This is a genomic window from Mesorhizobium sp. LjNodule214, assembly GCF_964252735.1.
Classification (GTDB): Bacteria; Pseudomonadota; Alphaproteobacteria; order Rhizobiales; family Rhizobiaceae; genus Mesorhizobium.
Window position 1 is genome coordinate 104,405 of the sequence record NZ_CAXUPE020000005.1, and the last position, 13,357, is coordinate 117,761.

Here is a 13,357-nt window from a genome sequence, read left to right on the forward strand (position 1 = left end):
GGCAGCCGTGATGTGCTCAACTCCCGGGTGCATGCGCCGAGCCTCCGGGCCTTGGCATAGTCGTTTCATGATTTCCGGCCGAGCTGGCTCGGATTGGAAGAGACAGGGGATGAAGCCGACCGTGCGCTTGCAGCGAAGACCTCTTGCACCGCATTTGCGGATCTATCGGCTGACGATGACCATGATGATGTCCATCCTGCATCGGCTCACGGGAATCGCTCTCTATTTAGGCACGCTGTTGCTGACCTGCTGGTTGGTTGCGGCAGCGTGGAGTCCGGGAGCTTACGCCACATTTCAGTCCTTTATTGGCTCGCCAGCCGGAGAGATCGTCCTGCTCGGATACATCTGGACGCTTGTTCACCACTTGCTGGGTGGCCTTCGGCACTTTGTCTGGGACATGGGGAAGGGGTTTGATCTGCCGGCGGCAAACTTCATGGCGCGCGCAACGCTTGTGGGTTCGCTCTCACTAACCGCTGCGATTTGGATGGCGGGCCACCTGATTGGGGGACCGACATGACCAATATGCAAACGCCGATGAAACGCGTGCGCGGATCAGGGTCGGCTGGTGCTGGTACCGGTCATTTCTGGATTCAGCGGTTGACGGCCGTGGCCAACGTGCCACTCGCGCTTTTCCTCATAGCGTTGTTGTTGACGCGCATCGGGGCAGACTGTGCGACCGCCCGAAGCTCGATTGCTAACCCGTTGGTGGCGATTCCACTCTTGCTGCTCGTTCTTTCCAGCGTCTGGCATATGTGCGTCGGCATGCAGTCGATCATCGAGGATTACGTACAGGGGCCTGGCGCTAAGATTGTCGTGCTCATTCTCAACATTCTCTTTTCGGCAACGATCACTGTCGCGTGCCTTTATGCGGTGTTGAAGATCAGCCTCGGCCCGCAAGCCATGTGAATGAGAACGTAATGAGCACGTCAAAGGCATACGCGTTTGTCGATCACACCTATGACGTGATCGTCGTTGGCGCCGGTGGCGCTGGTTTGCGTGCTACCCAAGGCGCTGTCGAAGCCGGTCTGAAGACGGCATGCATCACCAAGGTATTTCCGACCCGCAGTCACACAGTCGCCGCTCAGGGCGGTATTGCAGCCAGCCTTGGCAATCTTGGCAAAGATAACTGGCAATGGCACATGTACGACACCGTCAAGGGGTCGGATTGGCTCGGCGATCAAGACGCTATTGAATACATGTGCCGCCAGGCTGTTCCGACGGTCATGGAGCTGGAACACGCCGGCATGCCGTTCTCGCGTACCGAGGACGGGAAAATTTATCAGCGTCCCTTCGGCGGCCACATGAGCAATTTTGGCGAGCGCCCCGTGCCAAGGGCTTGTGCTGCAGCAGATCGCACTGGGCACGCCCTGATTCATACGCTCTATGGGCAGGCCCTGCGTTTTGGCGCTCAGTTCTTCATCGAGTATTTCGTTCTCGATCTCATCATGGTCGATGGTGAATGCCGTGGCGTCGTCGCCTGGTCCCTAGAGGACGGCTCACTGCACAGATTTCGTGCGCAGACAGTCATCCTGGCGACTGGAGGCTATGGCAGAATCTATTATTCCTGCACATCTGCCCACACCTGTACCGGCGATGGCGGCGGCATGGTTCTGCGTGCCGGCTTGCCGCTCCAGGACATGGAATTCATGCAGTTTCATCCAACCGGGATTTACGGTGCGGGCTGCCTGATTACGGAAGGCGCGCGCGGCGAGGGCGGCTACCTGGTCAACTCGGAGGGCGAACGCTTCATGGAGCGCTACGCTCCATCTGCCCGGGATCTCGCCTCCCGCGATGTTGTCTCTCGAGCAATGACGGTTGAAATTCGGGAGGGGAGGGGCGTTGGGCCGAACAAGGACCATATCTATCTGCACCTCGACCATCTCGATCCCGCCATGCTGCGCGAGCGTTTGCCCGGCATATCGGAGTCGGCCAAGATCTTTTCTGGGGTCGACGTGACGCGCGAGCCGATACCGGTCCTGCCGACTGCCCACTATTGCATGGGCGGCATCCCCGCAAATTACCACGGCGAAGCGATCAGCGGCGCCAATGGCAATCCGGATGCCATTGTTCCCAGTCTCATGGCCGTGGGTGAGGCGGCGTGCGTGTCCGTCCACGGCGCCAACCGGCTTGGGTGCAATTCGCTCCTCGACATCGTGGTCTTCGGTCGGGCGGCTGCGTTGCGCTGCGCCGAACTGCTTGTTCCTGGCGCTGCGCAGCCGGCGCTGCCATCCAATGCAGGCGAAGCCACGCTCGACCGCTTCGACAAGTTGCGCAATGCCAAGGGGGACACACCGACACCCCGCCTGAGAGTCAGGATGCAGCACACCATGCAGAGCTATGCCACCGTGTTTCGAACGGCGGAGATCCTGCGAGAAGGCAAGGAAAAACTGAGGGAGGTGTGGGGCGGCCTCTCCGATCTGCGTGTTTCAGATCGCTCAATGATCTGGAATTCCGACTTGGTTGAGACGCTTGAGCTCGAAAACCTTCTTCTCCAGGCAACAACACTTGTCGATTCCGCTCTCGCGCGCACTGAAAGTCGTGGCGCTCATGCACGCGAAGACTTCCCTGATCGGGATGACAAAAACTGGATGACCCACACTTTGGCCAGGAGCGACGGCGAGGGTCATGTCAGCCTGAATTATCGGCCAGTCCACACATATACCCTCACCACGGACATCGCATACATCGAACCCAAGACCCGCGTCTACTGATGGCAATCCCTGCCGCGGCGCGTGACGGGTTTTCAAAGGAAGAGACGATGGTTCAGCTCACACTGCCCAAAAACTCCACAATCACAGCTGGGCGGACTTTCAAGAACGATGACGGCGCTACCAAGGTCAAAAGATTCCGCATCTATCGCTGGAATCCGGACGATGGGCAGAACCCACGAATAGACATCTATGAAGTCGATCTTGGCAAATGCGGTCCGATGGTTCTCGACGCGCTGATCAAGATCAAGGAAGAGATTGATCAGACACTGACGTTTCGACGGTCTTGCCGCGAAGGTGTCTGCGGTTCCTGCGCCATGAACATCGACGGAACCAATACGCTTGCCTGCACCAAAAGCATCGAGGATGTCGCTGGTGATGTGAAGATCTACCCGCTGCCCCACATGGAAGTGATCAAGGACCTGGTTCCTGACCTGACCCACTTTTACGCCCAGTACGCTTCAATCAAGCCTTGGTTGCAGACCATAACGCCAAAACCCCAGGGAGAATGGAAGCAAAGTCATCAGGATCGCGAAAAACTTGACGGTCTTTATGAGTGCATATTGTGCGCTTGCTGCTCGACCTCCTGTCCAAGCTATTGGTGGAACGGTGATCGCTATCTCGGGCCCGCCGTGCTCTTGCAGGCCTATCGATGGCTGATCGACAGCCGCGATGAGATGACGGGGGACCGTCTTGACGACCTTGAAGATCCATTCCGTCTCTACCGCTGTCATACCATCATGAACTGCACCCAAACCTGTCCGAAGGGTCTCAACCCGGCAAAGGCTATTGCCGCCGTTAAGACCATGATGGTCGAACGGCGGATTTAGAAACTTGGCCGCAGTGATGAAATCATGATCCGAATAGCGAAATATCATTCCGATTTCGGCAATATAGAGGTCCTTCGCGCCAAGGATACTGGCTCGTTCATCTATCGCCAGGGCGGTTGCTTTCAAAGTGAGTGTGACCAAAACGGCGTGAGCGTCGTACCCTACGTCCATGCAATCTTCGGCCTCCTCGCTCAGAAGCAGGTCACCGACGTGCTCATGATTGGCGGCGGCGGCGGCAGCTTGGGCACGATGCTCGATCGAGTTGGAGCACGGGTGACGATTGTTGACATAAATCCCCAGGCTTTTCAGATCGCACGACGACACTTTGGGCTCCCGCGCCATGTCGTCTGTTGTGTCGCCGACGGGGAGGAATTCTTACGCGCCGAACGCCAACGCTATGATGCAATCGTCCTGGACGCATACGTCGGGAAACGGATCCCAGAGAATCTACGGACTGAAACATTCTTTCGACTGGCGCGTAGCCGGCTAAAGAATTCTTCCGGCTGCTTTATCGGAAATGTTCATGCTCGCCACGATTTGGATCCTTTGCCGGATCGCGTTGCCGCCAGTCTCAACTCTGTTTGGAATGACGTCAGATTGCTTGATATCCGCGGTGTGCCAGACCGCAATGCCATCGTGATGGCTGGCAACGTTCACGAGCTGGTGCCGCCGAGAATGTTGATGCCGCCCGTGGTCGGCACGGATGATATCGCCTGGGATCTGAGTCGGCTCGCGTTCAGACCTTGGCGCCTGCCTCGCCAGACGGAGCAAAGCAAAGCGGGTTTTTGATATACCGCGGTGGGCACGAAAACACTGATGATCACCCTTCGTTCAGAAGTCCTAGCTGGCGGGTTTTACTTCCTGGAAGGACCTCGCTGGCATGATGGGACGCTTTGGATGTCAGACATGATCGGCCGTAAGGTTTACCGTCTTGGTCTTGATGGACGCACCGAAGTCGTCGCCGAGGTGCCAAACCGTCCTTCTGGTCTCGGCTTCATGCCGGACGGATCGCTTCTCGTTGTTTCGATGCGGGACCGCACTCTGTTGCGCCTCAAGAATGGTTCACTCGCCATACACTCCGATCTAAGTGCCTGCGCAACGGGCGAACCCAACGATATGGTCGTCGACCAGAACGGCCGGGCATATGTCGGCGTGTTCAGCTTTCGGAGAGAAACTGCGCCTGGTTATGCGGATGCAAGCATCGTGCTGGTCGAACCTGATGGACAGGCGCGAACAGTTGCACATGATTTGGCGTTCCCGAACGGGAGCGTAGTCACCGCGGACGGACGTCTCGTCGTGGCGGAGACCTTCGGCCATCGCCTTACCGCATTTAGAATTCTGGCAGACGGCACGCTCAGCCGCCCGACGCTCTTTGCCGAACTTGGCAACGTGGCGCCGGATGGCACTTGTCTCGATAGCGAGGGCGGGGTCTGGCTTGCCGGCTCCGGATCACCGTATTTCATGCGTGTCCTGGAAGGTGGAAGAGTCACTCACCAGGTTCGTATCCCACACTGTCAGGCTGTTGCTTGCGCCCTAGGGGGGCCTGACGGCAGAAGTCTATTCTGCACAACGGTGGATAAGAGAATTGAGGCCGTCGACGGCTGCTCTGCGACCGCACAGGTGCATGTCGCCTATGTCGAGGCCCCCGCGCTGCGATTGTTTGATAGTAGCTAGCGAGCGCGACTATGCGGTCATTGCTACCGCCAGAGACAATACTTGATACATTAGTAGCGGATTGGAGAGCAATCATGGCAGAGACGAATAAAAGAGCCGTATACCTCGGCACTTTAACCAAAGATAATCTGTTTAATTTGCCCAGTCAGGACGACAGGCGAAAAACCCGCAGCAATATCGAAGTCCGATCAATCGCTGACGTGGAGAAGGCAGAGCGGGACGCAAAGACAGCTCGGCTAAAGGCACAACGAATGGCGAAAGAGAAAGAATGAGGCTAGGGACGAAAAGCAAGGGATGGCGATCACGCGCCAGCCGAACTTTCTATCTCCTTGCAGCGTTGGCGGCGGCTGTGCTGGTTTTAATATTTGTCTTCCACAGATGACCTGACCTTCAATCGGATCGGTCGGTCGTCGCTGTTTATGTCGGCCCAGTACCGTCTGCGCCGGACTCAAGCGTCAGACGATCTTTCTGCGCTGCCCGAGCGATGGACTCGGCTTCAGCGAGAAGCGATTTTCCGAACCCGTTACTTTGATGCTCGGGATAGATGGCCGCCGCTGAAATATACCATGTGCCAGTGGCTATGGCCTTTAGAGCGTTTCATTTCTTGAGAGAATCGTAGGATTCCCAAAGCAGCTGGTTTGTGATTCAAGATGCTGGCTGGACGGAGGCCAGCGTCTGATGACACGAGCCCTTTCGAACGATCTTCGTGAGCGTGTTGTTGAAGCCGTCGGCACCGGCGAGAGCTGCCGTGTGGTGGCGTCGCGTTTTGGCGTCGCAGTGTCCTCGGTGGTGAAGTGGTCGCAGCGTTACCGTGCCACCGGCTCGGTTGCGCCGGGCAAGATGGGTGGACACCGCAAGCGTATTCTGGAGCCGCATCGGGCCTTCATCGTGGAGCGGATCAACCAGACCTCTGATCTGACGCTGCATCGGCTGAAGGATGAGTTGGCCGCGCGCGGGGTGATGGTCTCGCACAACGCGGTCTGGGTGTTCTTGAGGCGCGAGGGCCTGAGCTTCAAAAAAAACGCTGTTCGCTCTTGAGCAGGCCCGAGCCGACATAGCTCGTCGCCGCCAGCGCTGGAGGTCGTGGCAGGGTCGCCTCGATCCGGCGCGTCTGGTCTTCATCGACGAGACGTGGATCAAGACCAACATGGCCCCACTTCGCGGCTGGGGGCCAAGGGGACAGCGCCTGCGCGGCTTTGCCCCGCATGGCCATTGGCGAACCCTGACCTTCCTGGGCGCATTGCGCTGCGACGAACTCACCGCGCCATGCGTCTTCGACGGCCCGATCAACGGTGAATGCTTCCGCGCTTATGTCCGTCAGCAACTGCTCCCGACCCTGCGGCCAGGCGACATCGTGATCATGGACAATCTGGGCAGCCATAAATCTGCAGCCATCCGTCACGCCATCAAGGCCGCCGGCGCAAGGCTCTGGTTCCTGCCGCCCTATTCACCCGATCTCAACCCGATCGAGCAGACCTTCGCCAAGATCAAACATTGGATGCGCCACGCCCAGAAGCGAACTATCGAAGACACCTGGCGCCATCTCGGCACCCTCGTCGGAACAATCAAGCCAGACGAATGCGCAAACTACTTCAACAACGCTGGATACGCTTCCGTCAAAACATGAAGGAGTCTAGCTGACAGTTGCAGAAAATAAAAAACCTGCCGACCGAGAGGTGGGCAGGTTGCGGAAAATTCTATGACGATGAAAGGGAAGCTAACTTCCTTGGAATCCTCGTCGTCGCAGAATCGACACGCCACGCTGCACGATCATGCAGCATCGGCGTCGGATGATATCTGCGGGGCGAAGGTTGAAGCTCATAATGCAAACATGGTCAGAATTGTTTTACCCGTCAACGCATTGTTTCGCGCTTACTGATGGTTTCGCGTCCGACTTTTGCAACGTCGCAGAAATAGCATTTCGCGACAACACTTAGCGTCCACTCAGGGTCGAACCTTGCCGATCAGGCAGCGGCGAAACGCCTACCGTGAATCTGTGTCCCAATAATGCACAGGGGCCATATGGGAATAGCCCTTCCAAGGAAAAGAAACATCCATTGAAAGGCGAAGTACCCTTATCGTTGGAGATTGCCCCATCTCACGCACCCGCCGAAGCCGGCATTGAATAATGCTCTTTTCGTTGTGACCGCCGCTCGGCTCTAGAAAGGACAGATACCCGCACAGGTGGGCTTAGCCGGCTGTTAGCTTTGTCTTGGGCCGACAAATGCCCGGACAGCGCCGCTGCGCGCCTGACGGCTGCGCCTATACCGGCAACGCTAGACAGCTACCCCGACAGCCTTATATCCAGGTGCATCAAGCTGAGTGGCAGGTGCCATCACGACACGTCATACTGCTGCGCCAGCGAGGCGGAAAGCTGGTCGGCGAAACGGGCAGCGGCCACCGGTAGGGTGCGGCCCTTGAGTTGGCCGACATAGAGCATGCCAGCGGGCACGTCGCGCGGGTCGAGCGGCCGGGAGATCATGTCACCGGTCATCGTCTGGTGGGACAGGCCAATTGGGAAATGGAAGGTGATGATATCCTCCGAGATAGCGTGGTTGCGCAGGAATTCGAAGCTGTCCGACTGAATCACCGGCTCCAGCTGCAGCGATGACGATTGCGCCCCGATGTCGAGCAGGTAGCGCACGCCGTAACCTGATGTGGGAAGCGCGATTGGATAGTCGAGGCAAGCGCGCAACCGCACCGTCTCGTGAGAAGCCAGCGGATGATCGGGCCGCATAACCGCATGCACCGGCTGGTGCACCCGCATCAGCGTCATGAAAGCAGCCAGCCGGGCTGGCTCGTATACGATGGCGATGTCGGCCGTGTGATCGACCAAGGCACGCTCGGCCTCCTCCCGGTCGCGCAGGTGCACTCCGAAGGTCACATTCGGATGTTCCTTGCGGTAGAGCGAGATCTGCATCGGCAGATGGTAGGGCAATAGCGCCTGGCTGCAGGCGATCGCCACATGGCCGCGCCGGGCGCCAGCAAGGTCTGCAATCTGCGATTTCACGTGCTCCATATCGGATAACTGGTTGCGCATGTGATGCACTAGAAGCTCGCCCGGGCCGGACAATCGCACGCCGTGAGGCAGTCGCTCGAAAATCGCAACGCCGAGTTCGGCCTCCATCGCCAATATACGCCGGTTGAGCGCCGTCGAGGTTATGGCGAGCAATTCCGCGGCGGCGCGGATCGAACCGGTCTTGGCCACCACATTGATATAGTGAGCGGAGTTCAGATAACGCATCGGCAGCCTCCGGCATCACCGCTGCAATTCTTGCAGCAGGCTGAACAAAACATAGCACAAGACAGCAGCACCGTCATCGAGATAATTAATCCTGTCGATACATGGGTGAAGAAGTATCTTCAAGCGACATTGATTATTTAAAAACAATGAAAGATGGAATAATGTATTTATTCCACTTTCTTCAGTTAATTCATTAATTGAAAGGAGCAACCATGCGCTACATATCAATTGTAAGCTTAGCTTCTCTCGGTCTTATTGCCCTTGCAAATGTATCGGCGATTGCCGCCGAACAATGCGGCGACGCGAGCGCGTCATCGGGCCTACCAGGTTATACTCATCAATGTAGTGTGACCTCCAAGGCCAGCATCGATGAAAGCGTTATAGCGGACGTCGGCGAGCATAAAAGCTGCGGTTCGGATTGTGCGCAAGTCTACAGTCTGTGCAAGACCAGCAGGGGTAGAGACTGTCGCCAAGAATACAAAACCTGTTCTTGGAAATGCGTCTTTGGTGCGGCAATAGCGATTCGCTAGTAAAGAAAACCCGACATTTGAAATCTCTTGTGCGGAATTCTTGTTGGGCGTTTAGTGCGCGGGTCGGGCGTATGCGCGCCGAAATTACCATCACTGTTTCGCCCGCCGACCGCTGCCGCCTTCTAGCTGTGGTCATATGGCATAAGGTCCTTGAACAGAGCTTGGTACGCCAAATGTCATGCTTCGATTTCATTTCGGACTTTACCGAAAACGAATCTATCTTGGGATGGTAGCGTTTGCGACCAAGGGCAACCAATTGGACAACCTTTACACCGCCCCACAAGCGCGAATTGCTCACGGTGATGTCAGATGCCTTTCAATGGGACACAACGGTGCCAGCGGGTACTCTCGCCCTCGTCAAGCCTGATGGAGAGACGGTAGAATGCACCTTGACCCTGATGAGTGAGTGGCAAGTAAAGCTGCCTGACTACCTCAAAGTGCCTCACGGCGATCAAACCCAATCTTCATAAGAAACGGCAAGCAACCGGCTATTTCCAGGTGGGTAGCGGGGTGGATGGAAATCCGCTCAGTCCTTGTATCTTCTTGGAAACAAAGCATTTCTTGGGAGAAAATGGTGCCCAGAGGCGGATTGGTCCGCTTCCTCTATTCGGCATTGATTTTATTATGGAATTTCCAATCGACTTCGTTAGGATGTATCACACATCGTATGGCAGCCGCAACATCCATGCGACGGTTGCCGTTGCAGAATAGATATTTGCTTTTGCGTCCGGGCACCAAAAGTCTCAAATGCGCCACTTGCGGGCGGCGACGCACCGAACGACCTGATCGGGGCCGACAGCGGACTGGCAGCTTCAGGCTGCGGAAGCTTCAAGAGCGGACATTCAGGTCGGCGGGGGCATCGTCGTGAGCTGACCCAACCCAGACGTTCGCTACCGCGCATTGAATGTCGCATGTTGCTCAAAGTGCAGTCGCTCCGGCTGTTGGGACGAAGCGCCTGAGACGCCACCGGTTCGTCACTCGTACCCGTGTGCCGGCCCGATTTGCGGTGCGCGGACGGGCTTGGCTACTCCATAGAAAATGACAACGCCCTGGCCCCCGCAGCGGGTCGAAAGCGCCTCGCTAGGGTTGGCGTAACAGCTGTCGATATCCTGCCAGTTGTTCATCACCCATACGTTGCCCGCCGGATCGACGGCGAGATCGGTTTGCAATTGCAGGCCCCCACCGACATATCCTCCAGGCGGCGAAATCTGATCGCCGGTCTTCATACCGGGAGGGCAGTTCTCGGTGCGAGCACCGCACAGCTGCACGATTGGACTGCTAGGCATCGCAAAGTTGGAAATCCAAACGTTGTCGTTGCCGTCCACGACCGCAGCCCATGGACCGGGAAGACCGCCGCCCTTGAAGGGGCGAACCGGGGTATGGCGTGCCATCCGGCCGCAGCACCGTAACGCTGCCACTACCTCCCTCCTGCTCCGACATAGTCTTCGTCAGGTAGTCAGACGCCTTTGCAACACCCTCGAGCTTCACGCGTGCATCGAAGTCAAACAGATGGGCCATGCCCAGCAGCCCGCTGCCGAACCGTTCGGTGATCCAAACGTTGCCCAGGCTGTCGATGGCAAGGCCGCTATTGTTAAATCCGGTTTTGAATTTCTCCGCCTTGGTAGGATCGGCGGCGGGAAAGCGTGTAACGTGGTCGAGCGCGCTATTGGATACCCAGATCCGGTCCTGCTGGTCTATGGCAAGGAAAAACGGTGCCTTGAATGACTTGCACGGCTCCGCGCTATCGCCCTCGCAAACGATCCGGCCCGCAGCCAGATCCCCCTTGGGAAAGTAAACGAGCTGGCTCTTCTCGACGCCGAGAACCCAAACGTCTCCGCTTGGCGCGACGATGACACCCTGCATAAGACCAAGTTTGCCATCGAACGTGATGCCTTCGGGCGGCGTCAGCGGCTTGCCGTTCTTGTCAAATACTGTGATGGACTTGCTGCCGTAGTTCGTCAGCCAGGCATTGTCTTTGGCATCGACGGCCGCGCCAAAGGTGCCACCCTCCATGCCGCCGCCGGTAAAGCCCGTGGTGATCGGGGAGAGCGCACGACCGTTGGGAGCGAACTTGGTGGCGCTGCCTTGCCAAAGGGCATCCGACGCCTGCCAGCCGACGCTGAAGTTGTCGCCCACCCAAAGGTTGCCCTCACTATCGAACATTGCCTTGCCGCCCGCCCGATACCCCCCGCCATCGAACTTGAGCGGCAGAACCCACGCGCTGGGCGACAGGTTGAGATATGGCATGTACGGCACCGGCCGCAGGTTCTTGCCCTCGGGGACCGGATAGAACGCATCCAGCAGGGCGAACAGCCGGTTCGGTTGATACCAGGGATAACGGGCCACGTTCTCCGCCGCCGCCAGCGTGTCGGTCGGAGCGCCTCCTTGCTGAGGCGTGGCGGCCGCGAAGAGCTTGCTGCAAGCGTCGGGCGTCACGGTCGTCACACACCCTGACAGCACGTCGGCCAGCGTCGCGAAGTTGGCCATCGTCGGCGTCTGGCCACTGTTGAGAGGGTCCTGGATCGGCCCGCCCCAGCCGCCCGTCTCAAGATCGACGAAATTGGGCACGTTGCCCGCAGCGATCCTGAGGCCGAGCGCATGGCCCTTGATTGCAGCGCCGTCGAGAAACTGGGCGTGCGTCCACACCGAGGCGATTGTCGTCATCTCGTTGATAGTCACTTTGGCTGGCACTGTCGGACCCACCGCTGCCATGAGCGCGATGGCCGGGTTGTTTCCGCTTCCCTTGTTGGCCGTCGGTTCACCGCCGGTGGCGACGAGATACAGGTTGCTGTCGCCGCTCGGCGCCTGGGCGGAGTTCAGCGTGAAACGGCCATCCGCATCGCTTTCCGTCCTGGCGAGCTGCTTGGGGGCGTCGGCACTTGCAGCCCAAAGCGTGACCGTCGCGTTGGCGATTGGGGCACCCGCGCCGAGGACCTGACCTTCGAGCTGCTGTGCGGACGCCGGCGCGATAGCCACCACCATCATGGTGCCAAGTGCGAGCAGAATTAACCAAAGCCCCCGAGCGTGTTTCAATGCTCTCTCCTGTGGTGTTTTTTTGGCGTTACCACCCGCTGCCAACAAGTTGCCACCAATCTGTCGCCGTCATTGCGTGAGCCAAAATATTGATACGCGTCGCCCTGACGACAGTCTTTCTGGGCATTACTCTGGTGTCAAGATTAAGCAGGGATCGTCGAACCGCGATATTGCCCTTTAGGGAAACGGACAATGACGCGTTGATCCCATCTAAGGACGTTCATCCCGATCACTGACTCCGTCCGAGATTGGCGCGAACATGACCTCCAGCATTGTCACCCACGATGTCCGCTTCCGGGCGGAGGCAAAGGTTGCCTCTATGACGGAGATGAGGCGCTTTTCGGAACAGGGCTTTCTGGGACCGGAACCGGAAGTTCCGCTCCCGAGATGATGGGCCTAGAAGACCGAGCCCTCGCGTGATATCGCAGACTGCCTTGCTCCACTAACGAAGGATAGGAGCGTGTTCTTCGGCGGGACACCCCACACTCATGACCTGAGACCGGGTAGTGGGTCAGTTTGAATGTTTGGGCAGTGTGCCTATAAATTGACCCAGCCACACAAGCCCCTGTGGCCAGATGCCGAGTTCGGTATCCATGTGCCCAAGTTCGCCCGCGTCTACGAAGGTAGAACCCCAAGCGTCGGCAAAAAATTTCGCACGCTCGAAAGTGACCCTCGGATCATTGCGGCTTGCTAGCAGCATTGAAGGGAATGGTAGCGGGTCAGTCAACATCGGCGCGAAACCCCGGATCGGGGAGTCGGGCTGGTTATCAAAGCGATCCCGGTCAGAAGCCGCAACGAAGAAAGCACCAGCAATTCGCTTAGTATCTCCTTGTTGGGCCCAACGCATGACCAGAGCTGTTCCTAGACTGTGCGTTATGAAGAGTATCGGTTTGTCGGCGGCAGCGACCGCTTCGGCCAGAGTTGCCGCCCAATCCGAATAGACCGGTGTTTCCCAATCATCTTGCTCTACTCTGGTCACGTTTGGAAAAGTAGCCTGCCATTCCGACTGCCAATGGCCGGGCTCCGAATTGTGCCAGCCGGGCAAAATCAGAATGTCGAAGTCGCGAAGGTCGCGCATCAGAGTGCTCCGGCACGAATCCTCTTGTAGGGACCGCGTACCATCGGCTTCTCGGCTTCCTTCGCCTCGATCAGCGCAACGATGTCCGCTATCTCCCAAAGCTTGTCAGTGACGCCAGCAGCCATCGCCGGGGTCATGCGCAGAGAAGCATGAATGCGAACGAAGTTGTGCTTATCGGTCATGGTCTGAAGATGGCATGCACGTTTGCATATTTCTAGGCGGGCGGGATGCAATCGGGCATATTCCTTCCGGCCTAGATT

The 13,357-nt window shown here is 57.7% G+C and carries 13 protein-coding genes and 1 pseudogene; 8 read left to right on the forward strand and 6 right to left on the reverse strand.

Annotated features, from left to right (window positions below; genetic code table 11):
• Nucleotides 1–109 precede the first annotated feature (109 nt).
• From sdhC to ACSQ3Z_RS34185, 7 genes are all read left to right on the forward strand, one after another.
• Nucleotides 110–517 carry a succinate dehydrogenase, cytochrome b556 subunit gene (sdhC, locus tag ACSQ3Z_RS34155; protein WP_436175536.1) on the forward strand — a complete coding sequence of 136 codons (408 nt, stop codon included), beginning with the start codon at nt 110–112 and terminating at the stop codon, nt 515–517.
• A complete protein-coding gene (gene sdhD, locus ACSQ3Z_RS34160; RefSeq protein WP_436175537.1) occupies nt 514–906 on the forward strand; it encodes a succinate dehydrogenase, hydrophobic membrane anchor protein in 393 nt (130 codons plus the stop codon). Before sdhC ends, sdhD begins: the two co-directional genes overlap by 4 nt.
• Nucleotides 907–917: 11 nt before the next feature.
• Complete coding sequence (sdhA, locus tag ACSQ3Z_RS34165; protein WP_436175538.1) at nt 918–2,711, forward strand: succinate dehydrogenase flavoprotein subunit; 1,794 nt, start codon at nt 918–920, stop codon at nt 2,709–2,711.
• 47 nt (nt 2,712–2,758) lie between these two features.
• Nucleotides 2,759–3,538, forward strand: a complete 780-nt coding sequence (locus ACSQ3Z_RS34170; protein WP_436175673.1) for a succinate dehydrogenase iron-sulfur subunit — start codon at nt 2,759–2,761, stop codon at nt 3,536–3,538.
• A 24-nt stretch (nt 3,539–3,562) separates the two neighbouring features.
• Nucleotides 3,563–4,327 (forward strand): spermidine synthase, encoded by a 765-nt coding sequence (locus ACSQ3Z_RS34175; RefSeq protein WP_436175539.1) that lies wholly within the window; start codon nt 3,563–3,565, stop codon nt 4,325–4,327.
• Between the two features lie 27 nt (nt 4,328–4,354).
• Complete coding sequence (locus tag ACSQ3Z_RS34180) at nt 4,355–5,212, forward strand: SMP-30/gluconolactonase/LRE family protein (RefSeq protein WP_436175540.1); 858 nt, start codon at nt 4,355–4,357, stop codon at nt 5,210–5,212.
• A gap of 74 nt (nt 5,213–5,286) precedes the next feature.
• On the forward strand, nt 5,287–5,484 hold the full coding sequence (locus ACSQ3Z_RS34185) for a hypothetical protein (RefSeq protein ID WP_436175541.1): 198 nt from the start codon (nt 5,287–5,289) through the stop codon (nt 5,482–5,484).
• Between the two features lie 145 nt (nt 5,485–5,629).
• On the opposite strand, the gene ACSQ3Z_RS34190 is transcribed toward ACSQ3Z_RS34185, so the two are convergent.
• A complete protein-coding gene (locus ACSQ3Z_RS34190) occupies nt 5,630–5,794 on the reverse strand; it encodes a GNAT family N-acetyltransferase (protein WP_436175674.1) in 165 nt (54 codons plus the stop codon).
• Nucleotides 5,795–5,890: 96 nt separating this feature from the next.
• Here ACSQ3Z_RS34190 and ACSQ3Z_RS34195 point away from each other — a divergent pair.
• A protein-coding gene (locus ACSQ3Z_RS34195) for an IS630 family transposase (protein ID WP_436173611.1) occupies nt 5,891–6,839 on the forward strand; the annotation gives its coding sequence in 2 pieces (ribosomal slippage) (nt 5,891–6,226 and nt 6,228–6,839; 948 coding nt in all).
• Between the two features lie 708 nt (nt 6,840–7,547).
• Here the strand turns inward: ACSQ3Z_RS34195 and ACSQ3Z_RS34200 are convergent.
• From ACSQ3Z_RS34200 to ACSQ3Z_RS34220, 5 genes and pseudogenes are all read right to left on the reverse strand, one after another.
• Nucleotides 7,548–8,456: a LysR family transcriptional regulator gene (locus ACSQ3Z_RS34200; RefSeq protein ID WP_436175542.1), complete on the reverse strand. Its 909-nt coding sequence runs from the start codon at nt 8,454–8,456 to the stop codon at nt 7,548–7,550.
• Between the two features lie 1,504 nt (nt 8,457–9,960).
• Entirely contained in the window at nt 9,961–10,212 is a 252-nt protein-coding gene (locus ACSQ3Z_RS34205) for a hypothetical protein (RefSeq protein ID WP_436175543.1), read from the reverse strand.
• A gap of 52 nt (nt 10,213–10,264) precedes the next feature.
• Nucleotides 10,265–12,019, reverse strand: a complete 1,755-nt coding sequence (locus ACSQ3Z_RS34210) for a hypothetical protein (RefSeq protein ID WP_436175544.1) — start codon at nt 12,017–12,019, stop codon at nt 10,265–10,267.
• A gap of 511 nt (nt 12,020–12,530) precedes the next feature.
• Nucleotides 12,531–13,097, reverse strand: coding sequence for an RBBP9/YdeN family alpha/beta hydrolase (locus ACSQ3Z_RS34215; RefSeq protein WP_436175545.1), 567 nt, complete (start codon nt 13,095–13,097; stop codon nt 12,531–12,533).
• Nucleotides 13,097–13,267, reverse strand: a pseudogene (locus ACSQ3Z_RS34220) (IS1 family transposase); the annotation flags it as partial. The pseudogene ACSQ3Z_RS34220 and the gene ACSQ3Z_RS34215, both read right to left, overlap by 1 nt.
• Nucleotides 13,268–13,357: the final 90 nt, after the last annotated feature.

Coding starts and splice junctions, on each gene's coding strand:
- ACSQ3Z_RS34205 (WP_436175543.1), bottom strand. CDS start 10,212: ATGAAGACCGGCGATCAGATTTCGCCGCCTGGAGGATATGTCGGTGGG.
- sdhA (WP_436175538.1), top strand. CDS start 918: ATGAGCACGTCAAAGGCATACGCGTTTGTCGATCACACCTATGACGTG.
- ACSQ3Z_RS34215 (WP_436175545.1), bottom strand. CDS start 13,097: ATGCGCGACCTTCGCGACTTCGACATTCTGATTTTGCCCGGCTGGCAC.
- ACSQ3Z_RS34175 (WP_436175539.1), top strand. CDS start 3,563: ATGATCCGAATAGCGAAATATCATTCCGATTTCGGCAATATAGAGGTC.
- ACSQ3Z_RS34180 (WP_436175540.1), top strand. CDS start 4,355: ATGATCACCCTTCGTTCAGAAGTCCTAGCTGGCGGGTTTTACTTCCTG.
- ACSQ3Z_RS34200 (WP_436175542.1), bottom strand. CDS start 8,456: ATGCGTTATCTGAACTCCGCTCACTATATCAATGTGGTGGCCAAGACC.
- ACSQ3Z_RS34185 (WP_436175541.1), top strand. CDS start 5,287: ATGGCAGAGACGAATAAAAGAGCCGTATACCTCGGCACTTTAACCAAA.
- sdhD (WP_436175537.1), top strand. CDS start 514: ATGACCAATATGCAAACGCCGATGAAACGCGTGCGCGGATCAGGGTCG.
- ACSQ3Z_RS34170 (WP_436175673.1), top strand. CDS start 2,759: ATGGTTCAGCTCACACTGCCCAAAAACTCCACAATCACAGCTGGGCGG.
- sdhC (WP_436175536.1), top strand. CDS start 110: ATGAAGCCGACCGTGCGCTTGCAGCGAAGACCTCTTGCACCGCATTTG.